We start from the raw sequence: 26802 nt of genomic DNA, 5'->3' as shown, positions 1-26802 counted from the left end.
TTTATTGTTAACCACCTGACACAATTATATTATGTCAAAGTGAAATAACCATTAAACCTTGCATCATCAACATCATCAATTTATCAAAATACCGATAATAAACCATTCAAAATAACAACAATAATAATAACGGGTAGTACAAACCTACAGTAACCACGCAAGAAACGCGGTATTTTTAGCCCTTTCCCTTCATTTACTTCCTTACGATAATTCTCAAATCCCCAACCATATCTGCTTACACAAAATAGGGTGAAGATAAGAGAACCAATTGGTAGAAGCAGATTGCTTACAATAAAGTCCTCCAAATCAAGAATCGTGGTTCCCGCTCCTAAAGGTTGAAATTCTGAGAGAAGGTTGAACCCAAGTACGCAAGGCATTGATGCGAAGCACATGAAGATTCCATTTAATATGGCTGATTTCTTTCTACTGAATCCCCACAAATCCATACAGGAAGACATGAGATTTTCAAATACTGCGATTACAGTGGATAGGGAAGCAAACGCCATAAACAAGAAGAAACAGCTTCCCCAGAAACGTCCACCTGGCATTGCATTGAATATATTGGGTAAAGTGATAAAGATTAGACTTGGACCACTATCTGGATTTACTCCAAATGCAAAACAGGCAGGGAAAATGATTAAGCCCGCAACAATTGCTACAAATGTATCCAAAAATGCGATGTTAATGGACTCTCCTAATAAAGTCCGTTCCTTCCCTAAGTAACTACCAAAGATAGCCATGGAACCAATTCCAAGACTCAATGTAAAAAATGCCTGGTTCATTGCAGAGACGATTACTTTCCCAATACCGATTTCCTTCATCTTATGTAGATCGGGTATCAGATAGAAAGCCAGACCTTTTTGCCCTCCCTTTAGCATCATACTTACTACAGCCAAAACCACCATGATTGCTAACAATGCAAGCATCATGATTTTTGTAATCTTCTCCACACCCTTTTGTAACCCAAGGGAACAAATGGCAAATCCCAATACCACAACTACAATCATCCAAAAGGTCATAACCTTAGGATCCCCTAACATATCAGCAAATTGCTGTTTTATTCCAGCAGCATCGGCATCAACAAATTTCCCAGTAGCCATATTAACAAAATAATTTAACATCCAACCTGATACTGTTGTATAGAACATCATTAACAGATAATTACCGATCATGGCTGCATATCCATGATAATGCCACCTATGTCCTTCCTTCTCTAATGTCTGAAAAGCTTTTACCGCACTTTTTCTACTAGCTCTTCCCACTGCGAATTCCATCGTCATAATTGGTAAACCCAATATGAATAGAAAGAACAAGTAGAATAAAACAAATACTCCTCCGCCACTATTTCCCACAACATAAGGGAATCTCCATACATTTCCTATACCGATCGCACAGCCAGCGGACAGCAGTATGAATCCTAATCTCGACTTAAACTTTTCTCTTTCCATATATCCTCCATATTTTAACGCACATATGTATTAATGCGCTAAAGTGTACGTGTAATAAAGACACCGTATAAATATATCGAAATATCCCCTTTCTGTCAACCGATTTACACATGGTTATTTTTGGTTATATTTTATTGTACCTCTCTCATTATTGAATTAATCCAAATCGAATCTCTCTATCATTTATTTCGGATTTTTTTTCATCGAATGGAGACACTGAATATAACAGGATATTATTATTTTAGTATCATTATTTACTTTTTATCTTCTATCAGCTATGATAGATACTGCACGAAATTTACGAAAGGAACAAAATATATGGAATTAAATTTAGACATTTACAGAACTATGGCATTGGTTTCCATTGTATTTTATATTGGGAAATTCACGCGCAATCGAATCTCTTTCATAAAAAAATACTGTATTCCACCATCTGTTGTTGGCGGACTTATCTTCGCATTAGTCATCTTGTTTTGCAAGTTAACAAATATTGCAACTATACATCTAGACACAACATTACAAAGCATCTTTATGACCGCTTTCTTTACCAGTATCGGTTTTACCGCCAGTTTTCAAGTATTAAAAAAAGGAGGTATCAAAGTAATCATATACTTAGGGTTAGCAGCTATCCTTGTTGTACTGCAGAATACCCTTGGTGTAACACTGGCTACTTTGTTTAAGCTCCCTACATTATTAGGACTATGTACTGCTTCCATTCCTATGATCGGAGGACATGGAACCGCAGGTTCTTTTGGTCCCATCTTAGAGGACATGGGCATAACTGGTGCAACTACTGTTTCCGTTGCTTCTGCTACCTTTGGATTGATTATGGGAAGTATTATTGGAGGGCTAGTTGCACGTGGTTTAATCCATAATCATAAATTAAAGACGATTAAAGATGAAAACTCAGAGAAATTACCGGATGAAGTTGGTGATTACAATGAAGAGAATCACAATATTCTCTCCTTTAAACGTCTTATGAATGGCGCCTGTCTTCTATTCATTGCCATGGGACTTGGTTCCATTCTTTCCGATCTGATTGAGAAATTAGAACTAACCTTTCCTTCCTACATTGGAGCAATGATTGTTGCTGCAATCATTCGTAATATCTATGATTACCGTAAGAAGAATATCTTTGAAAAAGAAATTGAGACACTGGGTGGTTTGAGTCTATCCTTCTTCCTCACCATGGCTCTTATGGGACTACGATTATGGGAATTATTCGATCTTGCTTTCCCATTGATCATCATGTTGTTCTCCCAGGCATTGTTGGTCGGTCTTTTTGCTTACATCATCACCTATCGTGTGATGGGAAAAAATTACGAAGCTGCTGTCTTCGCTTCAGCAACCTGCGGCTTTGGAATGGGTGCAACTCCAAATGCCATTGCCAACATGGATGAATTGACCAACCGTTATGGTTTTGTTCACACCCCTTACTTTGTAGTCCCAATTGTTGGCTGTTTGTTTATTGACTTTGTCAATTCAGCCATCATTACAATATTTATTAATTTTATACGATAAAAACATAAGGAGTATACAACTATAAAAGTGTCTTGTTGTATACTCCATTCTATTGCTTGTTTTTATTATTTGGTTGGTCTTGCAACCACCGCCACTTTTCTATCTGATGGACAATAAGTAAATATCCCCACACCGCTTAGTCTAGCTTCGATCAATAATCCATTTTCTGAGCCATCATCATATGTGCCAAGGTAGATTCCTACATGATAGATATTCTTGTATCTTCCATTATCCGTTCCATCTGTTTTTGTAAAGAACAACAAATCTCCTGGCTTTAATTCACTAGCTGGTAAAGCTTTATACGCTACTGCCTTTTTATTCTTCACTAAGGTTTTTGCCATATCTGCTGCCGTCGGTGCCCAGTATTTGCTACCAATATTAACACCTACGCTATGATAAGATCTCCAAGTTAAACTACTGCAATCATAGTAACCATTTTGCATACGTTTTGCTTGACTGTAAGGCGTTCCCACTGCTTTAATTCCATACCGTAGCGCTCCAATGACTTTCGTACTTCCTACGGTCACTGGAATTTCCATTACTTTCCCATCTACTGCAATTGTGACGCAGGCACATCCATTCTTCTTTCCTGTTACTTTTCCGTTCTTATCTACTTTTGCAACGGAAGATTTGCTTGACTGGAATGTAACAGTACTCTTCTTGTTAATCCCACTAACTTTTAACGTTGATTTCTTCCCTTTCACTAGAGTTAGCAAATTAACGTTTACTTTTGGATCGGTTACAGTTACTGTATAGGTTAATGTAACGCCATCAACTTCTAATGTAATCTTTGCGCTACCTTTTTTCACTGCATAAATCGTATTGGAGTACTCCCATACTTCAGCAACAGATGCTTTGCTTGTTTTCTTTACAACGGTACTTTCCGGTTGTAATCCCGTTATGACAAGTTCTTCAGTACAACCAACTGCTAGATTGCCTTCTGTTTTCGCCATCTGTGGATTACTAATCGACACACTACAAGAATACGTTGCTATACTTCCATCGGTTTGAACCACCGTTACCGTAACAGAAGTATATCCTTGTGCTACACCAGTTACCAATCCCTGTGCATCAATGGTGGCAACCCCTGGATTTGAACTACTGTACGTAATTGATTGTGTTGTCTGATACCCCATTAATTGAATCTGTTTCTTCTGTCCTACTGCACAAACGATCTGTTCCTCTTGTAATCCTCTTTGAACCACGGTAATCGTACAGGAATCCGTCGCTATATATATCCCATTGCTATCAAAAAATGTTATATAGATTGTTACTTCCCCTTGATAGGAGGCAGTAATTAAAAGAGAATTCATATAATCAACTGGTTGAATCATGATACAGTTAGAGTCACCAACCATGGAATAAGAATAATTTATTCCATATGGTAGTTGTAGCTGAAAGGATTCTCCTACCGCTAATTCCTTTTCTTTGTCCACTATATAAGTATTCGTTGTTTCATCTGCTTGAACCTTACCTGGCAATCCCATACATGCGATCATTAACATAATGATTACAAGGAAGATTCCGTTTTTCTTCTTAATGTTCATATGTATGCCTACTTTCTTTTCCTATACTCTAACTTTACCATCCACTATTGTCTTTGATCCTGTTGTATCAACAATAATCGTGCATAAAGTTCTCTTTTTTTAGTCATACCTATTGTAATACAGAAGGGTTTTCTAGTCAAAGTACATTTTTAAAAAAACTATTGGTTGTAACCTTGAATTTGTCGTATAATGAACACAGACTTTAGTTTTAAGATGTAAAAAATTATTGGAGGTTTTTATGACAAAGAAAGATATATTAGAGTTAAAGAAAAGACTCAAAAAAGATGGTTGTACCTTCACGAAACTATGTGGTTGTTATGTGAATAGTGAAAAAGAAATTGTTCTGAATCTAGAGGAGACATTTTTGAATCTCGAAGAAGATGAATTTTATAAATACTTAGAAATTGCAAAGAAAACGATGTCGGGTACACTTGGTAATAATATTCTCCAATTAGAATTTCCTCTAGAGGAAGAAAAACCAGGTGGGAAACAACAATTTCTTATGGGCTTAAAAGAAAGTAAACTGAAAAATCCTGGCTTAATGGAATCCTTCTATCAATTGGTTATCGATAATTATGATTATTCTGGGAACTATTTGATCCTTGTTTATCATGATGCCTATGATGTTATGACGAAAACAAGTGACAACAATAAGCTTGATGAATCCGAAGAAGTTTATGAATATCTCTTATGTGCTGTTTGCCCAGTAACCTTAAGCAAAGCAGGCCTTGGCTATCTTGCTAACGAGAATCGAATTGGACCTCGTATTCGTGACTGGATCGTTAATGCACCGGATACTGGATTTGTATTCCCAGCCTTTTCCGATCGTAGTTCTGATATTCATTCGGTTATGTATTTTACCAAAGATACCAAAGAACCACATAAAGAGTTCATGCAATATATCTTAGGTTGTCCTCCAAAGGACACTGCGACAGAACAGAAAACTGCTTTCCAGAATATTATTCATAATGCCATCATTGATGAACAAAAGAGCAATCATGTATTTATGGAGATTCAGGACACCCTTAGCCAGATGGTGGATGAACAAGAAGAGATCAAACAAAATAAAGAAGAACCCATTTTCCTTACTCCTGATTCGGTAGAAGAAGTTATCGAATCCTGTGATCTTCCAGAGGATATCACCAAGAAGATCCGTACTTCTTACGAAGAAAAATTCGGTGATACCCCTCCTGTTGTCGATCATCTTCTGGATAATAAAGTATTAGCAGCTAGTGCCCAATTTCGCGAAAAGAAAGCTCTCGTGGACAAGGTTACAGAATTACAACAGCAACTTGAACATGTTACGAATAAGCAAGGTACCCAAGCACTTGATCGGGTTCTCGATGATCTACAGGAAACGGATTCCATGACAGGTATTGATATTATTAATGAGGATGGGGAATATGACGTCATCTTGCAAGTAAAACCAAAGAAAATGCAGGAAATTACCTATGAAGTAATCAATGGGAAACAATGCATCGTGATTCCTATGGATGAAAACGAGCATGCAGATGTAAGAAGTGAATAGACTCCTAACACAAACAGCGCTAGAACCACAGGTTCTAGCGCTGTCCTACTCTTTACTTATTTTGAATCAATCTTTTTTCTAGTCTGGCAATCAATTTCTGCTGCTAATCGTTTCAGATACTCCGAAAACGCCACTTTATCCTTCCCATAAGTAAACTGCAACTCATATTCCAACGGTAACCAAGTTGATAAATCTGCTGAATTATGTTGGATAACCGCTTCTAGATTATCCAAAGCCTTATATAATTTGGCTTCTCCTGTTTCCAATGCATTCATTTCTTCGAATAACGTTACAAATTCTTGCTTATATGTCTCTGGAAAAGTTGCAATCCAATCATGCAGAACTTCATCCTCCAACACTTCATCCTGCTTTGTTTTATCAAATGTAGGTATATCCCCAGTGATTGCTTCCCCTAAATCGTGGATTAAACACATACGAATCACCTTATCCATATCTAGTTCAGTAAATTCATCCCGTACCATAAGTGCCATAAATGCTAGTCTCCAACTATGATCTGCAACACTCTCTTGTCTTCCATTAGAAGTCCAAGAATGTCTTGTATTGCATTTCAACTTCTCTGCCTTTTCCATAATACTTAAAAAATGTTTTGGGTCCATTCCTTATCCTCCTACCTCAAGTATCCTCTTATCCTTTATTATATGGAAAGCTCTAATTCTACTGGACAATGGTCAGAACCCATGACTTCCGTATGAATCTTGGCATCCACCAATTGTCCATTCAAACATTTTGATGTCAAGAAATAATCAATACGCCATCCTGCATTTTTCTCTCTTGCCTTAAAACGATATGACCACCAGGAATAGATGCCTTCCTGCTCTGGATAAAAATATCGAAACGTATCTGTAAATCCTGCATCTAACAATTCTTGGAACTTTGTTCTCTCTTCGATAGAAAAACCAGCACTTTTTTGATTTGTTTTTGGATTCTTCAAATCAATTTCTCTATGCGCAACATTCAAATCCCCACAAACGATAACTGGCTTCGTCTCTTCTAATCCCTTCAGATACATCCGAAATGCATCTTCCCAATCCATTCGATATGGTAAACGAGCCAACTCATTTTGAGAATTTGGCGTATACACCGTCACCATATAAAAAGTAGGGAATTCTAAAGTGATCACTCTTCCTTCTTGATCATGTTCCTCTATATTCAGCCCATAAGAAACCGATACTGGTTTCTGTTTTGTAAAGATCGCTGTTCCTGAATATCCCTTCTTTTGTGCATAATTCCAATATTGATAATATCCTTCTAAGGGAATTTCCACTTGATTTTCCTGTACTTTACTTTCTTGAATACAAAAGATATCCGCATCCATTTCATTAAAATAGGATAAGAATCCCTTTTGCATACATGCTCGTATTCCATTTACATTCCATGATATTAATTTCACTTTTACTCTCCTTTACTACATCACTATTATCACACAAACGTTATACACCGTATTCTATCGTACATAATATAATAAACCTTAACATGAAATGTACCGTTTGTAAACGAAAACAGCCCTTTATCCAATGTTGTTGTACACCTTTCCTCTAAACATTGGATAAAGAGCCATTCTTATTATTGTGTACAAAGAGAAGTAATCTTCGTTGCTTTATATACAATCTTACTTGATTGTACGATTCTATAATATGCTTTTCCATCATGAATTGTAATGGATTTTGGAGCAACACTTAATTTAGAAGTCTGATCCTCACTGATATAGAAAAAGTGAGAAGGATCTTCATAATTACCGAATTCGATTAATTGATATTCTCCGTCCGTACGGTAGGAAATTACACCTAATGCAATATGATTTTTTTCAAAGAAATCTTTTTCGTCTAATAAAATGGTTCCTTCCCTATCCCCAGTGGTATTTCTTTCAAATAAGTAGGAGATTACATCGCCATCTGTCACAGAATAATATACAGCATCTTCCGTTACCAATTGAAGATTAACCGAAAAATCCGTGTAATCATTCGCTGCTTCTCCACCAGCATTCACCCGGTACAAACTGATTCGATCATGATCAAAGTAATCCAACGTTGTTATGGACCCATCATATTCTACTTTTTTTACTGCTGACGCTGAACTTTTGATTGTTCCATCATTGGTATTGCAGATATAGTAAAGAGCGTCTGCTCCAGCTGTTAATTGATCCATATTCTTATCTGTTGCAACCTCTTTTGTTACTTTTCCACCTAAAGTTGTGTAATATAAAATTGTACGTTTGTTATTCGTATAATAGATTCGATTGTTTGCTATTACTGGTTTAAAATTATAATGGTTTGTTTTGGTGGTGCAGAGAATTTTATTGGTACTCCTTGTTCCTGTTACCTTAATTCTCGCTATAATCATCTTCTCGTAACTCTTATAATACGAATAATATACATAATTTCCAATTACACCAATGATATTTCCTTGAAATGCTGTTACCAGGCATTTACGGTTCTTGCCGTTTCGATCCACACGGTAAATGCTGTTCTTTGATGTTCTTGTATTCTTAACAACATAATATACATATTTGTTCAAGACATAGAAATTATCAATCGTATTGGTTGTTAATGTCGTTTTCTTTGTTGTACCAACCTTTTGAGAAACCAATTTATAAGTAGATCCTTTCGTTCCTGTTTTATAGAACAAGTACCCACCATCTTCAACAACATCTTGGGAATATTGTGCAACGGTTTGTGCCGCCATCGCTTTTCCTGGTACAAGTTCCATGCTCGTTATGATACAAGCCAGAATCATTAACCAAATGATTCCACTTTTTCCTCTTCCCTTTTCTATACAATACGTCATCTTATTTTCCTCCTTCTTGGTTCCTATTTCCAAGTATAGCGTAATGTTACTGCTGAAATATGGCAATCTTACGTCATTTTGTATAATTTTCACCATATTTCACCTTATCGCTGTATTGGTTGATTACAACTTGATTTTTCTTTGCTGTCAATCCATGTGCGAGTGGGCATCCCACGGAGGGTACTGTAGACAAACTTAAATTGTGCAAATTGACGGACCTCAAAATAAATAAGGGTAAAAAACTTCATGAATTGTATTGCTCAAAAGCTTACAATCCATGAAGTTCTTATTATCCTTCTGTAACGGTTCCCTTTACATGAAAGATCTTATCATATTGATTCTTAGTGTCATTGAAGATAACATGACTAACATTAATCACCGTTATATTCTCTAAATCCAGAATCGTCTGCTCAATCTCTTTGGCACGTTCCATATCAAGCGCTGCAAATGCTTCATCCATGATCAAGATGCTTGCTTTTGCTAACATCGCTCTCGCAATAACAATACGACTTCTTTCTCCACCAGAGATGTTCTTTCCATTATCATAAATCATCGTATTCAATCCATCTGGAAGGTTCTTAACAAAATTCGTTAATCCCGATACTTCAATGGCATGATTAATCTCTTCTTCGGAGTAATCTTTGTACAAAGTAATGTTATTACGTAATGTATCTTCAAAGATAAATACTTGCTGTTCTACATTAGCCAATAAGGAGAAATAATCTTCCTTCTTAATGTCTGCTAATGGTTTCCCATCTAAAAGGATTTCTCCCTCTGCTGCATTATAGTATTTACGCAACAATTTAAGTAAGGTTGACTTACCACCACCTGATGGTCCTATGACTAAGTATTTCCCATTCTTCTTAATTTCCATGGAAACATCGTGAAGAATTTTATTCTCATTTTCTGCATCTTTGTATGCGAAACCAACCTTCTTTAGTTCAATCTTATCTGCAAATGACTGTATTGAAATGGTCTCCTCATGCGTATCCTTGTTAACTAAACTATCATTGATCTTCTTTCCTAAATCTTTTGAAGCAATCAATTTTGGTAACGCCTCACTCATCATCATCAGTGGCCAAGCAATTCTTTGTATTGCATTGGATACCGTTAATGCTCCTGCTGCTGTAATTGTTCCCTTCGACCCAAGATAAGCAAGGTAACTCAATCCTAAGTAGAGCATCAAGGTAAAAGAACCATTTTGTAATGCATTAACAAAGGTAAATGTTTTTTCAATGGAATAGCCTTTTTGCTGAATCTTTTCACTCTTCTCATAATAATCCTTTGTTACTTTACTGTTTAAATTATTCGTTTTAACAATATGAAAAGCCGATAATACTTCCTTGATATAAGAGGTGTATCCATCAAACTGGTCACTACGTTCTTTCACCTGTTTTGATACTGGTCGTGATAACAAAATGGAAACGCCCGCGGTCAGTGCGGTAATACCTAGCGCAAATGGAACCATTCCTTTTCCTACCGTAGATAAAATCCATACCGCAACACCAAAGTTTGTGATTCCAGAAAAAACAGTAAAGATTCCCTCAATAAAGTTCGCATCCAATGTATTGCAGTCATTGGTCAAACGAGATAGATAGATTGCTGTGTTCTCTTGCTGAAATTCCGATATATTCTTCTTAAATACACGTTTCAAATAATATCGTTTCATACTAAGATTAGCTTTTCTACGATACCAGTTCTTTGTTACCGTTGCCAAAACTTGAATTGGTATTAGTACGGTTGCCTGCAAGATCAGATATGGTATTTCCCGTTTCAAAGTCTCCATATCTCCAGCCATAGCATAATCGATAAAACTCATCATCTTTACCAAAACCATACCTTCTAAGATTGCTCCCGCTGCCAAGAACACCATAGCAAGAATTAATTGTGGAAACGGACGTAATGCTCGTTTTAACATGTAACCACCTCCCCAAAATAATCAGCTGCTTTGCTTTGTAATACTTCCCCATTCTTTATCTCTAGTACATAATCATACTGTTCAGAAATACCTTCATAATACCGATGGCTAATAGCTACTACGGTTTGTGGAAGTGATAAGAATACTTTCTCAATTTCTCTTCCTAATTCCTCATTCAAACTAGATGTTCCCTCATCAACAAATAGAATTTCTGCACTCTTAGCAATTGCTCTAGCAATGGAGATTCTCTGTCGCTGTCCACCAGACAGATTCTTTCCATTTTCCTGCAAGATATGTTCCAAACCTTCTTCCTGCTGATTAATCAACTCTGTTAAATCACAAGCTTTCACTGCATGATCAATCATCTCTTGTGACAGATCTTTATACAAGGTAATGTTGTTACGAATGGTATCTTCAAACAAGAATACATTCTGGTAGATAAAAGATACCTGGTCATGGAAGGAACGTTCTTTGATTTCCTTATAGTCCACACCATCTACTACAATCTGTCCTTCATAATTATCATAACTCATGGCAAGCAAGTTCATTAGTGTGGATTTTCCAGCACCACTGACTCCTTTGATTAGATATTTTTTCCCTTTTTCTATGGCAAAGTTTGCATGTCGCAGAATTGGTCGCTCATCATATTGGAAGGATACATCTTTCACTTCAATCTTATGTTCAAACTGGAATGGAGTTTTCTTTTCCTGTCCACCATTCTCCTGCTTTACTTCTTCCTCTTCTACTCCTGCTATCTTTTCATATATACTGACCGATGCTTTGATCTTATTCCATAGTGGAAATGCTTCAATAAGGTTGAAGACCATGCTGGTTCCTAATTGAAATGCTATTGCCGCTGACATTAAACTAATCCCCTTATCAAAAATCATACAGAGATAGATCATGATAAAACAAGATATGACATAACCAAGTACGTTAATTAGATTTCTTTGACACTCTGAAAAGATATTAAATATGTATTTGCGTAACTCTAACTTTCGTAATCCATCTAAACTCTTTTGCAAAAACTTTTCTTCCATACGATTGAGTTTTAAAATCTCTAGTCCTTGGAATGTGTTGTTGCAGTTCGTGGTAAAGATTTCATTTTCTTCTGATACTTTTTCCTGTAATGCTACCGTCTTGTTGGAAAAGAAATAGGCCACAACAAATAAAATCGCTGAAGAAACCAACATAATGATCGATAAGATTGGATCAATAAACAACAATACAAGGAAACTAAATAGGAACATACCCACATTAATAAGAAAATTCAATAGACAAACAAAGAAATTTTCTTCAAAGGTATTGATATCATTAACAAGATTCGAAAGATAAACTTCCTTTGATTTTTTACTAAAGTCTTTGAAAGACATCCGCATGATCTTATCAAATGCTCGTTTTCGAACTTCAAGTATAATATCTCTCATAAAACCAATTCGCAACAATCGTGAGATAATAAAACTTAAGACACCATATAATGCAGCAAACACAGCCACTGCAATGATTTTATTCATATCCGCATCTTTACCTAACTCAATGGCTCCTAGGATAAAAGAAAAAGTTATGATTTGAACGAAATGGTCAACGATAAACATAAAGGAAGCAATCAGATACTGAATAAACTTTCCTTTCTTACTCCACAATAATTCTTTCATTGTAATCCTCCCCTGATTATGAACTATATTTGTTACACAAGCGATATGGCTATCCTTTCTTTACGCTATATGTTACCACATACTATTCTATTATGCAATATAGTATTTATTAAATGTTACATTTGTCATATATCAATATATAAGCTATCCAATTTGTTCTATAGAGCAAACATTCCCCCTATAAATCCTGCATACACGATGTTTGTGTACTCAAATATTCGATTCATACTACAAAAAGCCTTCATGAATGCGACTTTTGCAATCGCATTTCATGAAGGTTCCCCAAACTGGTAACTCTACTGTCTCACTTCATTCCCCTACATCTCACGAGCATAGTCTCGTTCATAGGATTCTTTTTCCCATGATATGTAAATCTTTAATTCCCAATGATAACATGGAATCACTTCTTGATTTTTATATCCGATCTTTTGATAGAATTGTTGGTCTCCACCTTTCATTCCCTGACATTTTGGATAATCTCTCTTTACACGATTAGCTGCCTCGTGTAACAAGGCACTGGCTATGCCTTTCCTTCTTTCCCACCAAGCAACACCTAATGGCTCTAATTCACAATAAGGCATCTGTTCATCATACCAGATAATTGCCATAGCTACTGGACGTTTCTCTGGGTCCAATACACATAAGTCATACTCTTTACGATAATGTTTCATCTGACGCAGATTGTGAAATGCTTCTTCTCCATGTTTGCAGGCATGATCTTCTCTTCCATATCCAAATGCATGTCGATGGGTATTGGACAAATAAAAATCTGGTGTTGTCGTTCCATCTGCAAAGGAATATCCTTCCGGTAGTTGCACTTCAAACTCTTCTTCTCCAAATGGTAAGATATAGGTTGATTCTCCCCAGTCTTGTCTTTCAAATTTGGATTCACAGGCTAACTTGGCAAGCGTCGTATTCCATTCTGGAATAAATAGATTCACACAGGCAGTTCTTCCATCTTCCTTAATCCCTGATGCATTCGTCTTTGCAAAATAAAGCATATCTTTCAGCAGTTCCTCATCTGTTGCACGTTGTTGCGAATCAAACAAAAAGAATACCTCTCCAGAATAGTCCCCTTCGTTAATGACGCAGGCAACGATCTTATCTCCTTCTCGATACACGCCTACTGTATGTTCTAACGCATGTACATTTCCTGTAAATGCAGGATGCAGTCCTTTACTGAATTCATGTCTACTTAATCCCCATACAGGCTTCTCCCATTGATAGGAAGCCAAAATTAATTGCTCAATCTCATAAAAGTCCGTTGATTTGTAATATTGAAATTCATATTTCATCATTCATATCCCCTTTACATTCCATATTTGATGATCGCAATCATAACAGCATTCGTTTTTCATTTTTTCCTTACTATATTTGCTATCATAATGGATAGTATACCATAGGGAGTCGACAGCTGTAATGGTAACAAATAATTATACTTGTTTTATACAGAACGACACTCCTTCCAACTAAAAAAACCTTCAAAAAGATTCACTCCCTTTTTGAAGGTTTTTTCTATACTATTTGGCAAATGCAATGACTAATCAAAAAAACGAAACAACTAACCTTGAGACATTTCTTGTTTTACTTTTGCAATTTCCTCTGGTGTTGCTTGTTGTGCAGGGATATAGTATCCTTTTTCTTTTGCCAATTTAAATAGCGTATATTGACGGATCTCATCTTGGTTTCTCATATTCTGAATTTCTTGTCTTAGCTCAGGATTTTCACATTGTGCAATGATACTTGCATACCCTGCTAAACTTCCATTGATTCCTGCTAAGTAATCGCTAACCATTTCTTTTTCTTGCATTGTGTCTCCTCCTAATCTAGATATTTCATTAACTTGTCTTTGCTCTCTTTCGCAGCTGCTGCATCATTTGTCATTAGATTCTTCACTGTAGGATCCGTACATTGTTGTGCATAGAAATTTAATTTCTTTTCGATTGTACAATGTGCACCAATTAAATGTCGTAAATTCTGTAGTTCCAATTGTGATAAATTAGCCATCTTAATCTCCTTTACATATTCATTTTACTTTTACAGTATGCGTAGAAATACGATATTTTATGAAATGTAATTTTTCCAAATTTAAGTTTTATAGCTCCATAGAACAATGACTCTCGCGTTAATATTTCCTCTATTATATAAAAAAGCTCTTCGCCGACAATTCTCATAAGATGCACTGCATCCTATAAAATTTATGGCAAAGAGCCTTGATAAGTACTTTTTATTTTAACTTATAATCTCTTAATATGGATTTTGCTACTTCTTGCACTTGCAGATCACTTTCAACAACAGCCCGGTGTTGAATCAATGTTTTTGCATATTCTGTTCCACCATTACCAAAAGCCACTAATGCTGCTTTACGGATCTCTGGATTTGCATTCTCTATTAATTTGCTTAGTAAATTAACAGAGGTTTCATCCTGAATACTTCCTAATCCAGTAATAGCTGCTTTTACAACCTCTACATCATTTTTATCCAGATACTTTGCTACTTTATCGGATTTTCTTTTTTCTGTTAGTTTTCTAATTTTCTCCACGTCTTTTTCTTCACTCATATTATATGCTCCTATCTTCGTTCGAATTTGTAATCTTACAAGAAAAATAATGCAAGGTCCCATCTAAACTGTAGCACTTATGCCTATATGAAACAAGAAGAAAAGTATACAAAAAAAGTAAATATTTTTGTTATTATAACCCTTGACCTATCCTTTTCGTAAAATGTCTACGGTATGCGCACTTGCTCCTAATAGATCTTTTCTCTCACAAGTAGATAAGTGATACTGCACAAAAAGAGAGAAGGTTTCCTCGTCCATTGCATTTAGTACAGGACGCATATAATTAGCAGCACCGTCAGCTGCAATTAATTTGATCCGTTCTAATCCAACTTGTTCATTTAGTTCATCAATATCCTCGATTCGTACATAATCATACAAATCTTCCTCTGTTGATATACTATGAAATGTCTCACTTAATTTCCCATTCTTTAAACATTCTTTTATATTGTTCCCTTTGAAACCGTGGGTGATCACACTATATTCATTCATAATGTAGGCAACTAAAATGATTCCACCAGTCTTCGTCACCCTTTTTGCTTCTTGAAGTGCTGTTTGCTTATCTTCTTTCGTATAAAGGTGATACATAGGACCAAATACCAACGTAAGGTCAAAGCTATTATCTGCAAAACGGGATAAATCTAGCGCGTTCCCTTGGTAAGCTTTCACTGTACTTTTCTTTGTTTTCAATATACCAAGATTGTATTTTACAAGTTCAACAGCTGTAACGTCATACCCTTCCTGCGCTAATGCTACGGAATATCTGCCCGTACCTGCTCCAACATCAAGAATTTTTTTGGTCCTATCATCACCCAGATACTCGTGAATGTATTTCATTGAAGTGATATATTCCACTTGACCATGTCTTCTCGTCAGTCGTTTGTCTTCGCAAAACTTGTTATAGTGTTTTTCTAGTTCTGTAGTCATTATTCTTTTCCTTATCTATTCTTTGCTTATCTTATTTTACTTATCTTTTTTCGATTATCTTATTCATTTATCTTTTTGGGCTTATCTTTTTTCGATTATCTTTTTTGATTATCTATTTTCACTTATCATTTGTCTTTTGTTGTTTGTCTTTTGTTGATTATTGATACTTTCTTAGCTTTTATCGCAACACACGAATCTCAAATGCTACTGCCTGAGGAGGGAATCCTGTTGATGCCCAATTTCCATGTACCACACGTACGCGTAAACCAGGGAATAATTCCCGCAGTGAAATTCTCCTACCATTTAATCCAAAAATATCTGTATCAGGCGTGATTGCAAAACGCATCGTACTCGACCAGTTATTTCCCTGAACAATCGTAATGAATTGATTTCTAGGATTAACTTGAAGAATTCTCCCTTCTGTCACTTGCCTTCTACGTGGCTGCTCCACAACAAAGATTTCAAACGCTCGTGCTTGTGGAGGGATACTTCTTGTCATTGCAGAAGATATGATCGCATCAATCACCATTCCTTCTTCTAGTCGTCCTACACGAATCTCTCTTCGATTAATATCAAAAATCCTTGTTTGTGGGGATACGACCAAGCGAAGTGTCTCTACCGGTCTTTGACCTCGATTGTCTCTTCCGCGTCCATCCCAATTGTCTCTTCTCTCATCACGATAAACGACGGTAACAAATGTCACATCCCGTTCTCTTTGAATATCTTCAATGACCGCATTTCGAATTCGCATCGTATCTCTACCACCCTGTGGTGGTCTGTTTCCTCCACGAAAATTATCTTGTTCAAAACCTGTACCATCAAAATTATCCATACTAACCATCCTGTTATTCTATTCTCTTCATTATATGAATGAAATAACAAAAGGTCCTTGTATTCCACGCTCTTTTCTAGGTGATTACTCAAAATTAAACTTCCAAACAAGCTTCGATTGCTTCCCTTGTCGCCATAACGGATCCTTGAACCATTACCTCACTTCCGCCACCTCTAGCAGAAAACTTTTCTTTTAGCCGTGTCATTACAACCCGTGTATCTTGATGCGCACTTCCAATAATAAACTGATACCCTTCACAATCCTTAGCTGTGAATATTCCACAGATTCCAGTATGTTTTTTTACCAACTCATTAATAACAGAACGCATAACCGGTGCTTCTATATCTTTCTCAAATAAGATAACATTCTCCTGTTCTACTGGAATGTTGGTAATCTTTGCTTCAAGGAATTCTTTCTTTAATTGTATAAGTTCCGATCGTAAGGATTGACTCAAATTCTTAAAACGAACAACCGATTCTACAATATTGTCTTGATTTGCAGATAATATCGTCGATAACTCTGTAATAAGATTCGTCTTCTGTCTATAATCTTGTAATGCACGGAATCCACATAGTATACTAATACGAACGCCACCTTTATAACTCTGCATGCTTAGAATCTTAAGCATACCGATTTCACCAGTATGTTTGACATGTGGTGCACAGCAAGCGCAAACGTCAACGCCTGGAATTGTAACGATTCTTACCTGTCCTTCAATCTCAATCTTACTGCGGTATTCCATAAACTCTAATTCTTTCTTCGTTGGATATGTTACCTCTACAGGAAGATTCAAAGCAATGACTTCATTCACCGCTTGTTCCACTGAATCTGCATCTTCTGGTGATAATACACCATTAAAATCCATCGTTACTACTTGATCACTGAGATGAAAACCAACATTATCAAAACCATACTTTTCATGTACAATCCCTGAAAATATATGTTCTCCAGAGTGTTGCTGCATATTGCTAAAACGATAATTCCAGTTGATTACGCCATGAACCTTTGTATTACATTCTAGCGGTTCACCCAATGTATGATAGATGATTCCCTTTTTAATCTGTACATCCAGTACCGGTATATTCTGTATGGTTCCTTGGTCTGGCGTCTGTCCACCTTCTTCTGGAAAGAACATTGTCTGATCAAGAACAACTTGATACACTTGTTTTCCTTCTTTTTCGATCGGTTCGCAAGCAATCACCATTCCGTCGAATTCAGTTACATATGCATCCTCATCAAATAATCTAACTGTTTCTATCATTCTTATGCATCTCCTCTGCTTATTATCAATTGCTAGGCTAGTGCCTGTCCAATACGGTACTACTCGTCTCTTATTATATACTACAGGTCAAATAGAAATCAATTCATGGATTTACAAATGTTGTTTCTCTTAAGTTTTCCTTAAACTTCCACCGATTCATGGACACAATAAAAAACGCATGCTATAGTAACAGTACGAATATAATATATACGCTAATAGCTTTGCAAATATATATGCAAACAAAATAACCCGCACCTATTTGCTTTACCACACTAATTAAGGTAAATAGGCGGGGTTCGAATACAAACATATATAGGAGGTTTCAACATGAGTAAAAAAGCGCAATTAACTGCTTTCTTCGGAATTCTAAGTTGGGTACTTGTTGCCTTATCGACATATGTATTTACTAACGTTCTAACCAATTGGTATGGTCTTCTTGCTGGATTTGTACTTATGTTGGTAGCATTATCTTTTCACATAATCGGTAGAAAAAAAAATTCCAAATTCTACGTTCTATGCACCTGTATCAATCAAGTTGCTACGGGACTTTCCCTATCTGCTTATTATACCTATAATAACCATACTCTATCACTTACAACTCTTTGCATAACGTTCCTATGCTATCTTTTTCTCTGTTTACTGCTCTGTTATTGTATCGACCGCGTACACTCAAAAAAAAGGGCTGGTTTGTTATGTGGATTTGTCTTTGGACTTTTGTACGCTTTGAGTGTATATGGTTGGGTGAATGTTGGTTCAACATACAGTTTTTACTTCTTTACTCTGACCATTCTTCTTCTATATGTTCTACTTGCATTGAAAACATTTCATACCTCACGAAATTATCTAGCGGATCTGTCTTTTGCAAGCTTTGGCATCTACCTGCTTATTACATATATCGTCATCGTATTACTGAGTGAAGGGGATGGACTTGACCTGATTGATCTGAGTGACAGCCGTAAAAAGCAGAAACCGTAATTTTAAATCGAACTTTTCTTAATCTTGATGATTAAATAACTTGGTGTTTCTATGAAAGAATCATATCGTTCTGGATACCGTTCTTTCCATTCAATTGGTGGTTTCGGTTCCTCTACTTGTAATATTTGAAAACCTGTATTTATTATTGCATTAAAATAATCACTAAACGTATGATGATAACTACTACTTAGAAATTTCTCTACTGAATCATTATATTCAATCCAAGGCTGCATATAAGATCGCAAAGAAGTGTCTAGATATCGCACGTTCCACTCTTCGTCCCGCGGGAATTTTCCATTTTGATCAATTGGATATTGCGATGTATATATAGGATGCATCAATGAAAGAATTCCAATTCCAGCCTCATTCATCACAAGGCTTAATTGCTTAAAGAATTGTTGTAGATTTTGAATGTAATGTAAGGTTGTAGAGGAGAAGACCAAATCATATGTTTTATCTACATAATCTGATACGTTTGTAATATCACCTTGGATAAAGTGTACTTTTGATTTTCTTACCAAAGATTTTGTTTTTGCAAGAGTAAGCATCTGTTCTGATAAATCAATCCCATCTACAACACTAGGTTCTTTATCTTCAAATAAGAACGAAAAGCGACCTGTTCCACAACCTAAATCAAGGACATTCTTACCTTTTAGTTCTGGTAACATCCTTTGAATACAAGGCCATTCAATTCGATAACTGTATGACTCTTTTCCCTCTGTAAATTCTTCGTACGCTTTTGCCATTGCATCCCAATTTTTTTGTATCTCATTCATGTTATTCCCTCTTTTCAAGTATACAATACAAGTATATTGTATTATGTACTGTAATTCATACTGCGTTTTCTATTGTATCATCCTCAAAAACAATTATAATCTAAGAATAGGTTATTAAGCTACAGAAAACAATGAATAGAATAACTATAGTTAAACTTATCCTCTCAAGACGCTTACGCAATTGATTCCTGCAAAAATTCAACAATCAATTGCTCCTCCTCTTTTGAGAGGTCTGTCATATGTCCACGATTCATTAAGCATTTTGTAGTACAATTGGGTATCATCTTCTTTGCTTGAGGAATGACTTTACTCGCCGGAAACAAGCAATCCTTCTCTCCTGCCATAACGAGCGTAGGAGCAAAACATTTTCTCATATCAGCTGGTCGCACATTGCTTGGCATTCCTTTCTTAATCTTGGCATATTGTATGCTACGTTTTGCTGTTTCGTAGATATCATCTGTAATATTCTCTTTTCGTATTGCCATAGGCATCATACATTGGATCAACCATTTTTCCTTATGTGTAAGCCAGTATAGGATCATTGGACCTAACATACTTGCCGATTTTATTGCTGCTGCGTTCTTAATTCCAGAAGGAACCAATAAAACAACACGTTCCATCTTTTCTGGCGATACACACATAAGTTTTGCGATAATACCTCCACCAAAGGAGCCACCAAAACAACGAATCTTATCGTAACTCAAAGCGGTAATCACTTCACTGGCCCATTTTCCATAATCATATGTATTGGGTGATAAGCAAGTCTCTGCACTCTTCCCCGGATGGCCAATCGTGTCTACCGCATAGATATGAAATTTATCCAACAGAAATTTACAATATAATAAATTATACGCTGTTGTTGCATTCCCTCCGTGAAATACCAGCAGCGGTTTTTTCGTATCATCTCCCGTTTCAATCAAATGCGTTTTTCCATAAGAGGTTGTAACATAGCGGTCTTTATATGTACAAGATAATCTCGTTAATTGTTCATCGTATAATGCAAGAATTTTCTGTTTTCCTTCTTCACTTTTATAAATACTTTTCATACGAATCACCATTCCTTTTTATATTTTATTGCTTTATTTCACTCCTCAATTTTCTCTATTGTACTCGTTTCGAGACGAAACAACAATTACATCAGATGCATTAACAAGCATTACTTAATGTTTGTTCATTTTTAATTTTTAACGCACCATGTTGTCTGAGAATGTTTCTTTTTGAACGATTCATAGTATTCTATTGATGCTATTATGCAAGCTTTATAATATAATAGTTTGAATACTACGATTGCCTACAAAAGAGACTGTAACATGTACTATTTACACATTACAGTCTCTTTTCTTAAACATGACACTTATATCTTGAATTTTCCGATAGATTCTTGTAATACTTTTGCATCTCTTGTAAGTCCTTCTGCTGCACTTGCTAACTGCTCCATCTCACCTGACTGGCTGATTGATGTTGCACTAACCTCTTCAGAGGCTGCTGCAGATTCTTCCGATACTGCTGAGATGTTCTGAATGGAATCTAATGTATCATTCTTCGCACTTTCCATTCCCGTTACACATTGTTTTACTTTATCAAGTCCATTTACAAGATCAGCAACTAAGTTATTAATATTTCTAAATACAGCAATTGTTTCTTGTAATGCAACCTCTTGTGATAATACAATCTGTTCTGCCTTTTGTGTTGTCTTCGCAGTCTCTTTTGTTTGATACTGTATAGAATTGATTATTTCCTGAATTTGATTTGCAGATTCCATTGATTTTGTTGCTAAGTTTCGGATCTCTCCTGCAACTACAGCAAATCCTCTACCAGAATCACCTGCACGTGCTGCTTCTATAGAAGCATTCAAGGACAACAGATTCGTTTGTTCAGAAATCTCATTGATTGCATTAACAATATTCTCAATGGATCTTGAATTTTCTTCTAAGGTCTTCATGCCTGTTGAGATTTCTTTTGTGATTTGAGAAGTTGCTTTCGCCTTTTCATTTAAGTTACCTACAATGGTTAATCCATTCGCAACGGTTCCCTTCGTATTCTCAAACAAACCATCAATTTCCTTCGTTTCTTTATAAACTTCATTTACCATATCCGACAATGTTGACATCTGTTTTAAGCAAGAATCCGTATCCATAACCTGTTTTGAAGAACCTGTTGCCACTTCATTAATTGCCGAAGATATATTCTTAGAGGATTCCAACATTAAGGAAGATGTATTGGATAGATCTTCTGCAGAAATGTTAACTCGTCCACTAACTTCTGCAACTTCCTTTACTAACTGCTGCATGTTGCCGATCATATTCGATAAACTATTTTCTAAGATTTTAAACTCATCTTTTCGTTTTGTATTAAACTGTACTGTCAGATCCCCTTGTGCTACACTTTCCATCGTATTCTTCATATCTCCAATGGCTTTACCAATTCCTCTTGCCATTAACGTACCGATTAACAACGCAATAACTGCAGACACAATTGCAAAGATAACACTTGCGCTTCCAATGGTAATTGCATTCTTTAAAATCGTACTCTTTGGAATCATATTACAAAGAACAAGTCCTGTACTACCAACTTTATTATATGTAAATAAGTAATTCACTCCGTCAAGCTTAACGTATTCATATCCACGTTCATCTGTATCGTCTGTAATCTTGTCAAAATAAGCTCGTCCAGAAAACATCTTGTCTTCAACAGCTGTAGAGTTATTTGCATAAATCTCTTCCCCATCTTTCGTAACCAAAGCGGTGATTGCATCTTCTTGGCAAACCAAGGCAAGCATCTCTTGCACAAAGGAAGGATCTACATCTGTGATAACATAAACTTTTTCATTAGCAGTTCCTTTGATATAGCTAAGTGCATACCCTTTCTTTTCAGTCTTATCCATCATTGCATGGGACCCATACCAGCCATTGATCTTCGCTCCATCTTTTGCTAGATCAGAAGTTGTAAGTAATTCATAAGCATTATCTTGTAATTCAGAGTTACCAGTGGCTATTGTCGTTTTTGAGTCACTAATTATGTACGTATTCCGTATTCCATCAATCAAAACAGCGTTTGTCATTACATTACTCTTTAAGTCGTTCATGTATTGATAACTTTCTAGTTTATTCGTTACCTTTCGATTATAATACTTTTCGAAATTCTCATCTGTAATAGTTTTGATCGCATGCGTCTGAATTTCATCAAAAACACTCTCCATATATTTTGAATTTGCTTGCAATACATCGCTAGAAGAGCTTTCATAATTTTTGATCATTGCATCAGAAGCTAAATTATAAGACAAAATACCCAAGGCAAAAATAAGTACTACAGGTGCAACAAATGCTAGTAATAAAGCAGTTCTTAGCTTTCTTTGTTTTTTCCCTTTTTTTGATGGTGCTATAACTTTTTCTTTCCCCACTTTGTCCTTCTGCTGATTTTTCCTACTGTCTTTTTCTGGTGTAAATTTCATCTTGTTTTTATCTTTTCCCTTTACTACCTTTTTCATTTTTTGTGCCTCCTCAAGCATAGGATAATTATGCAATTAATACAACTGTGATATTACATATCTCCCCCTAGTTATGTAAAATCACTGTTACACAAAAATATTAAAAAAATATGTTGTGTATATTTCACATTGTAACACACTACAAAAAAATCTTCCATCAATTTTGCATATTTTCATAAAAAAATGTATTGATTTTTTTCTAAAGTGTATCTTTTATCCTATTTTCGGATATTTTCGCACAATAGAACCTAAAAAAGGTACCACTCTGCTTTTTTACAGGAATGGTACCTTTCTATACTTTCTATCTTCTATTTTTTCCCATAAGCAGCCACCGCTTTGCAAAAAGCACATGGGGAATAATAATCTTCTGGATCAATTGGAATACGATTTGCCTTTACAACGTTGCACAAACCAACAATCCCATCCTCTAATAAAGCTTTTGAAAAAATGTTATCATATGGATTATATCGTTCTAACATTGTAGCAATGTCTTCCTCATAAATATTACCAATTGGGAAATTACAAGGAATCACATCACCATTACAATCAATTACTAATTCATTTACTCGATCCAATGGTGTAGTATATAACGCATCTCCACATTTGAATGCATAATTCATTGGCTTTTTCTCAAAATACTCTGCTAAATAGATACACGCATTGCCTTCTGGAAATATGGTATCTCCTTCATTCCGTTCCACATGAAATTCATCAAAATACGCCAGACATTCTTTTGTCTTTCGATTGTAAGGATTATCCTCCTCCTCTGAACCAACCCAGGATGGCTGTAAACGGAATCTGCCTTTGTAATATCTACGCAATGCTTCAACAAATTCTTTTTCCCACTCTAATGGTAAGAATTCTGCATGAAAACAATCCACAGATAAGAGCAAATCATTTACTCCGCTTTCTTCTAACATCTGTGCAACCTGATGAATCCGTTCTCTATTTTTTGAAAAACATCCATTGGTGATCAATTGTCTTGTTGGAATTTCGCACTCTTTTGCAACTTGATGAATCTGGCACACTGTTTCTGGATAGATTAGCGCCTCACCACCAAACGTCATGATGGAATCAATCTTGTGATCCTTAGCCAATTCTTTTAATACTTCTGCTGCCCGTTCTCCATTCAAATGATGGGTTGCCGGTTGACTTCCTTCTGAACAATGTTTGCATCGACCTGTACAAGAATTATTGATCGTGAATTCTACTCGTTGAATGTTTTTGATATATGTATTTTTGTATTGCATTGCTGTTCCTTCTTTCTTTTGATTGTTCTTTGATTGTTCTTTTCCAATTCTTCGGAATTTTTCGTGAACATTTCCTAGATAACGGGCAACCATTCCCCTTATCTATAGATTTATCAAAAGCAGTACAGCTGCATCTGCCAGCCTATAGAATAACCTCAGTACAACCGGCTAACAGTTGTGGCAACTGTACTGAGTATTTATCTCGTTTCTTTCTCAAAAGATCCACTCCCTCTCCTAAATGCTTCCTTTACTATACCATTCTTATATTGAAAAAACAATATGGGGTACAGACTCCTTCTTTATCGCACCTCGTTACGAGGCACAATTGCCCTTCTATTACGCAAAGAATTCTCTTACTTCATCAAGGATTTCCTTCGCAGGTTTTAAAGTAGCCTCCGCTATATCTACACCTGTCTTTTCCAGATAATACTGAACAAGATAGAAACCACATGCATATCCTGCACAAAATGGTAATCCTACTGGTTGGTACCCTTGTTCCGTCGCAATCTCATCCCCATACAGATAAGCCGTAATTTGATCCAGACCTTGTACCTCTAGTCCTTCTTTTAGGATTGGTAAACATGTTTGCATAAGTTCCTCTTTGGTTATTTTACTAACCCATGGTCCCAGATGCTCGATACCACATAAGGAAACAGCAAAATTCTCAGCCAGTCCTTCGGTAACCATCATTTCTTCTAATGTAATATCATTGCTCCATTTGATAAACTGAAAACGAACATTGTGATTGCACTCATGTGCCATAGCAGCGGGTAGTCGGTCTAGCGTATAGGCATTTGGCAGTACCGTAAGAAAGATATACCCAGGGATTCCACCATCACCACAGTATCCATCACTCAGTTTTGTATATACACTATCTGGATTTGCCAGCAAAATGGAGTAACGATAGGTATCTACAGGCAGTTCAATCCCTTTTTTTTCAAAATATGAAAAAGATTCTACCATGGTTGTTTCACATGCTCTCCATATCTGGTCTTGTTTTAATAACGCAATCTCTTTTTCATAGGAATCATTTACGAACCGTGGTGGTAAAATCCCTAACATCTCACTTGCCATGATTACGTCATATCCGCCAGGGGTTTTTGCACAGATTGGAATCTGATAACACCCCCATTTCTTTTCAAACGGTTTCATTAATTCATAACGATAGATATTCTCCTTATTGGAGTCTATTGATGTTCTGATTTTATCGTAAATCTCTCCTGAACGAATTGCTTCTATTTTCATTATTCATACCTCCTTTGTTACGATACCATTATGATAAAGTATTACGTAACGTGAAGGTCAAGTACTTTTTTAAAGAATTACTCTGTTATTCCATAGATTTTCATCTTTCTTAATAAACTAAGAAGGAATACCATTCCATAGCATTGAATCACTGTCATAATGATCTCCTCAATCAGTCTTGGAAGATAGAATACCATAAAAGCAAGATTATTCAAAGCTGGGATAAACAAGCGCAATACAAATGTATTCAACGTCGTTACTGTAATGTTCGCACAGAATAATACAAATAATAATCGCATAAAATCTTCTGCAAGCTTCGGCTGCTTCTTAACAAGTAGAAAATCCAATACACATACGATTACACATAACAAGCATGCTATACCTGCTCCAATTGTAATTAGCTGATATCTTTTTTCACTCAATGCCTGCAGAAATTGTCCGTAACTGGAATCTTTCAACAAGGTTGTACCCAAGCAAGTAAAGATTACTAACAGAATCATAACGACTGTTACAACTCGAAAGAATATACGAAATGTTTTTGCTGAAACTTGTTTTAGTACTTTCCATAGGACACCTACCAGTACACCTCCAGTAATAGCCGTAACAGTTAATAACGGAATATATGCACCTTCTGGTTTAATGATACAACCTAGAATATCCATAATCCCATTGGCCATACCTCCAATGATTCCTCCAAATAAAACAGCAGGAATCTTTGTAAAGAAACCACTAAAACTAATTCGCATACCACCAACTCCGCCAATTGGAATCATAATTCCAAGATAACGCAGTACCATTGCAATCGTAATCATCATTGCTGTAATCGTAATCACTTTTGTCTTATTTTTTCGCATAAAAAAATCCCCTTCTTTCTGAGCAGAGGAAAATGTGCAGTCATTCTTATTAATTTCTCCAATAGATTCTATTCAGTCTTTCTCACCTAAAGGGTATAAAAACAACAGTGGATGGAACGTCAAACCGCAAGCCCAAGGCTTTTCGTTTAGAGACTCTACTCCCATTCTCTAACACTTTACGCATAACGTCTGCTCTGATGTCCTATATCATACACC

The 26802-nt window shown here is 36.1% G+C and carries 23 protein-coding genes and 1 riboswitch; of the genes, 3 read left to right on the top strand and 20 right to left on the bottom strand.

Annotated features, from left to right (window positions below; all coding sequences use genetic code 11):
- Positions 1-83: 83 nt before the first annotated feature.
- Positions 84-1448 carry a sodium-dependent transporter gene (locus tag HBB17_RS13960; protein ID WP_167958105.1) on the bottom strand — a complete coding sequence of 455 codons (1365 nt, stop codon included), beginning with the start codon at positions 1446-1448 and terminating at the stop codon, positions 84-86.
- 318 nt (positions 1449-1766) lie between these two features.
- Between HBB17_RS13960 and gltS the strand changes: the two genes are divergently transcribed.
- The gene (gene gltS / locus HBB17_RS13955; protein ID WP_167958104.1) at positions 1767-2969 is read left to right on the top strand and encodes a sodium/glutamate symporter; all 1203 of its coding nucleotides are present in this window, start codon (positions 1767-1769) and stop codon (positions 2967-2969) included.
- 65 nt (positions 2970-3034) lie between these two features.
- On the opposite strand, the gene HBB17_RS13950 is transcribed toward gltS, so the two are convergent.
- Positions 3035-4516 carry an Ig-like domain-containing protein gene (locus tag HBB17_RS13950; protein WP_167958103.1) on the bottom strand — a complete coding sequence of 494 codons (1482 nt, stop codon included), beginning with the start codon at positions 4514-4516 and terminating at the stop codon, positions 3035-3037.
- 238 nt (positions 4517-4754) lie between these two features.
- On the opposite strand from HBB17_RS13950, the gene HBB17_RS13945 reads away from it, so the two are divergent.
- Positions 4755-6044 (top strand): DUF4317 domain-containing protein, encoded by a 1290-nt coding sequence (locus HBB17_RS13945; RefSeq protein WP_167958102.1) that lies wholly within the window; start codon positions 4755-4757, stop codon positions 6042-6044.
- 56 nt (positions 6045-6100) lie between these two features.
- Here HBB17_RS13945 and HBB17_RS13940 read toward each other — a convergent pair whose 3' ends face one another.
- The 12 genes from HBB17_RS13940 to HBB17_RS13885 all read right to left on the bottom strand — a co-directional run bounded on the left by HBB17_RS13940 (position 6101) and on the right by HBB17_RS13885 (position 17999).
- Positions 6101-6661 carry an HD domain-containing protein gene (locus HBB17_RS13940; protein ID WP_167958101.1) on the bottom strand — a complete coding sequence of 187 codons (561 nt, stop codon included), beginning with the start codon at positions 6659-6661 and terminating at the stop codon, positions 6101-6103.
- Between the two features lie 38 nt (positions 6662-6699).
- On the bottom strand, positions 6700-7455 hold the full coding sequence (locus tag HBB17_RS13935) for an exodeoxyribonuclease III (protein WP_167958100.1): 756 nt from the start codon (positions 7453-7455) through the stop codon (positions 6700-6702).
- A gap of 173 nt (positions 7456-7628) precedes the next feature.
- Positions 7629-8849 carry a DUF5050 domain-containing protein gene (locus HBB17_RS13930; protein ID WP_167958099.1) on the bottom strand — a complete coding sequence of 407 codons (1221 nt, stop codon included), beginning with the start codon at positions 8847-8849 and terminating at the stop codon, positions 7629-7631.
- 289 nt (positions 8850-9138) lie between these two features.
- A complete protein-coding gene (locus HBB17_RS13925; RefSeq protein ID WP_167958098.1) occupies positions 9139-10767 on the bottom strand; it encodes an ABC transporter ATP-binding protein in 1629 nt (542 codons plus the stop codon).
- On the bottom strand, positions 10761-12422 hold the full coding sequence (locus HBB17_RS13920; RefSeq protein WP_167958097.1) for an ABC transporter ATP-binding protein: 1662 nt from the start codon (positions 12420-12422) through the stop codon (positions 10761-10763). Before HBB17_RS13920 ends, HBB17_RS13925 begins: the two co-directional genes overlap by 7 nt.
- 317 nt (positions 12423-12739) lie before the next feature.
- Positions 12740-13720: a GNAT family N-acetyltransferase gene (locus HBB17_RS13915; RefSeq protein ID WP_167958096.1), complete on the bottom strand. Its 981-nt coding sequence runs from the start codon at positions 13718-13720 to the stop codon at positions 12740-12742.
- Positions 13721-13983: 263 nt separating this feature from the next.
- Positions 13984-14232 carry a spore coat protein gene (locus tag HBB17_RS13910; RefSeq protein ID WP_167958095.1) on the bottom strand — a complete coding sequence of 83 codons (249 nt, stop codon included), beginning with the start codon at positions 14230-14232 and terminating at the stop codon, positions 13984-13986.
- Between the two features lie 11 nt (positions 14233-14243).
- Positions 14244-14429, bottom strand: coding sequence for a hypothetical protein (locus HBB17_RS13905; protein WP_167958094.1), 186 nt, complete (start codon positions 14427-14429; stop codon positions 14244-14246).
- Between the two features lie 220 nt (positions 14430-14649).
- A complete protein-coding gene (locus HBB17_RS13900) occupies positions 14650-14982 on the bottom strand; it encodes a HEAT repeat domain-containing protein (RefSeq protein ID WP_167958093.1) in 333 nt (110 codons plus the stop codon).
- A gap of 147 nt (positions 14983-15129) precedes the next feature.
- The gene (locus HBB17_RS13895) at positions 15130-15906 is read right to left on the bottom strand and encodes a class I SAM-dependent methyltransferase (RefSeq protein WP_167958092.1); all 777 of its coding nucleotides are present in this window, start codon (positions 15904-15906) and stop codon (positions 15130-15132) included.
- Between the two features lie 178 nt (positions 15907-16084).
- Entirely contained in the window at positions 16085-16738 is a 654-nt protein-coding gene (locus HBB17_RS13890; RefSeq protein ID WP_167958091.1) for a hypothetical protein, read from the bottom strand.
- Between the two features lie 94 nt (positions 16739-16832).
- A complete protein-coding gene (locus tag HBB17_RS13885) occupies positions 16833-17999 on the bottom strand; it encodes an alanyl-tRNA editing protein (RefSeq protein WP_167958090.1) in 1167 nt (388 codons plus the stop codon).
- A 327-nt stretch (positions 18000-18326) separates the two neighbouring features.
- On the opposite strand from HBB17_RS13885, the gene HBB17_RS13880 reads away from it, so the two are divergent.
- Positions 18327-18974, top strand: coding sequence for a hypothetical protein (locus HBB17_RS13880; RefSeq protein WP_167958089.1), 648 nt, complete (start codon positions 18327-18329; stop codon positions 18972-18974).
- Between the two features lie 2 nt (positions 18975-18976).
- Here the strand turns inward: HBB17_RS13880 and HBB17_RS13875 are convergent, their stop codons facing one another.
- The 6 genes from HBB17_RS13875 to HBB17_RS13850 form a co-directional block, all read right to left on the bottom strand.
- The gene (locus HBB17_RS13875; RefSeq protein ID WP_167958088.1) at positions 18977-19750 is read right to left on the bottom strand and encodes a class I SAM-dependent DNA methyltransferase; all 774 of its coding nucleotides are present in this window, start codon (positions 19748-19750) and stop codon (positions 18977-18979) included.
- Positions 19751-19923: 173 nt separating this feature from the next.
- On the bottom strand, positions 19924-20796 hold the full coding sequence (locus HBB17_RS13870) for an alpha/beta fold hydrolase (RefSeq protein WP_167958087.1): 873 nt from the start codon (positions 20794-20796) through the stop codon (positions 19924-19926).
- A 308-nt stretch (positions 20797-21104) separates the two neighbouring features.
- Entirely contained in the window at positions 21105-23237 is a 2133-nt protein-coding gene (locus HBB17_RS13865) for a methyl-accepting chemotaxis protein (protein WP_167958086.1), read from the bottom strand.
- A gap of 308 nt (positions 23238-23545) precedes the next feature.
- Positions 23546-24580, bottom strand: a complete 1035-nt coding sequence (locus HBB17_RS13860; RefSeq protein ID WP_167958085.1) for a radical SAM/SPASM domain-containing protein — start codon at positions 24578-24580, stop codon at positions 23546-23548.
- 243 nt (positions 24581-24823) lie between these two features.
- The gene (locus HBB17_RS13855) at positions 24824-25732 is read right to left on the bottom strand and encodes a DUF2268 domain-containing protein (protein ID WP_167958084.1); all 909 of its coding nucleotides are present in this window, start codon (positions 25730-25732) and stop codon (positions 24824-24826) included.
- 77 nt (positions 25733-25809) lie between these two features.
- Positions 25810-26586 carry an ECF transporter S component gene (locus HBB17_RS13850; protein WP_167958083.1) on the bottom strand — a complete coding sequence of 259 codons (777 nt, stop codon included), beginning with the start codon at positions 26584-26586 and terminating at the stop codon, positions 25810-25812.
- A 103-nt stretch (positions 26587-26689) separates the two neighbouring features.
- Positions 26690-26785, bottom strand: a riboswitch (THF riboswitch).
- Between the last annotated feature and the right edge of the window lie 17 nt (positions 26786-26802).

The organism is Anaerosporobacter faecicola (assembly GCF_012070565.1).
GTDB classification, from domain to species: Bacteria; Bacillota; Clostridia; order Lachnospirales; family Lachnospiraceae; genus Anaerosporobacter; species Anaerosporobacter faecicola.
This window is presented reverse-complemented; position numbering and strand designations above follow the sequence as displayed.

Excerpts from the sequence above, each read along its gene's own strand:
- HBB17_RS13945 (WP_167958102.1), top strand. The coding sequence starts at position 4,755 with ATGACAAAGAAAGATATATTAGAGTTAAAGAAAAGACTCAAAAAAGAT.
- HBB17_RS13930 (WP_167958099.1), bottom strand. The coding sequence starts at position 8,849 with ATGACGTATTGTATAGAAAAGGGAAGAGGAAAAAGTGGAATCATTTGG.
- HBB17_RS13895 (WP_167958092.1), bottom strand. The coding sequence starts at position 15,906 with ATGACTACAGAACTAGAAAAACACTATAACAAGTTTTGCGAAGACAAA.
- HBB17_RS13885 (WP_167958090.1), bottom strand. The coding sequence starts at position 17,999 with ATGATAGAAACAGTTAGATTATTTGATGAGGATGCATATGTAACTGAA.
- HBB17_RS13875 (WP_167958088.1), bottom strand. The coding sequence starts at position 19,750 with ATGAATGAGATACAAAAAAATTGGGATGCAATGGCAAAAGCGTACGAA.
- HBB17_RS13900 (WP_167958093.1), bottom strand. The coding sequence starts at position 14,982 with ATGAGTGAAGAAAAAGACGTGGAGAAAATTAGAAAACTAACAGAAAAA.
- HBB17_RS13905 (WP_167958094.1), bottom strand. The coding sequence starts at position 14,429 with ATGGCTAATTTATCACAATTGGAACTACAGAATTTACGACATTTAATT.
- HBB17_RS13940 (WP_167958101.1), bottom strand. The coding sequence starts at position 6,661 with ATGGACCCAAAACATTTTTTAAGTATTATGGAAAAGGCAGAGAAGTTG.
- HBB17_RS13890 (WP_167958091.1), bottom strand. The coding sequence starts at position 16,738 with ATGGATAATTTTGATGGTACAGGTTTTGAACAAGATAATTTTCGTGGA.
- HBB17_RS13920 (WP_167958097.1), bottom strand. The coding sequence starts at position 12,422 with ATGAAAGAATTATTGTGGAGTAAGAAAGGAAAGTTTATTCAGTATCTG.
- HBB17_RS13915 (WP_167958096.1), bottom strand. The coding sequence starts at position 13,720 with ATGATGAAATATGAATTTCAATATTACAAATCAACGGACTTTTATGAG.
- HBB17_RS13880 (WP_167958089.1), top strand. The coding sequence starts at position 18,327 with ATGAGTAAAAAAGCGCAATTAACTGCTTTCTTCGGAATTCTAAGTTGG.
- HBB17_RS13870 (WP_167958087.1), bottom strand. The coding sequence starts at position 20,796 with ATGAAAAGTATTTATAAAAGTGAAGAAGGAAAACAGAAAATTCTTGCA.
- HBB17_RS13855 (WP_167958084.1), bottom strand. The coding sequence starts at position 25,732 with ATGAAAATAGAAGCAATTCGTTCAGGAGAGATTTACGATAAAATCAGA.
- HBB17_RS13925 (WP_167958098.1), bottom strand. The coding sequence starts at position 10,767 with ATGTTAAAACGAGCATTACGTCCGTTTCCACAATTAATTCTTGCTATG.
- HBB17_RS13950 (WP_167958103.1), bottom strand. The coding sequence starts at position 4,516 with ATGAACATTAAGAAGAAAAACGGAATCTTCCTTGTAATCATTATGTTA.
- HBB17_RS13865 (WP_167958086.1), bottom strand. The coding sequence starts at position 23,237 with ATGAAAAAGGTAGTAAAGGGAAAAGATAAAAACAAGATGAAATTTACA.
- HBB17_RS13910 (WP_167958095.1), bottom strand. The coding sequence starts at position 14,232 with ATGCAAGAAAAAGAAATGGTTAGCGATTACTTAGCAGGAATCAATGGA.
- HBB17_RS13860 (WP_167958085.1), bottom strand. The coding sequence starts at position 24,580 with ATGGTTGCCCGTTATCTAGGAAATGTTCACGAAAAATTCCGAAGAATT.
- gltS (WP_167958104.1), top strand. The coding sequence starts at position 1,767 with ATGGAATTAAATTTAGACATTTACAGAACTATGGCATTGGTTTCCATT.
- HBB17_RS13960 (WP_167958105.1), bottom strand. The coding sequence starts at position 1,448 with ATGGAAAGAGAAAAGTTTAAGTCGAGATTAGGATTCATACTGCTGTCC.
- HBB17_RS13850 (WP_167958083.1), bottom strand. The coding sequence starts at position 26,586 with ATGCGAAAAAATAAGACAAAAGTGATTACGATTACAGCAATGATGATT.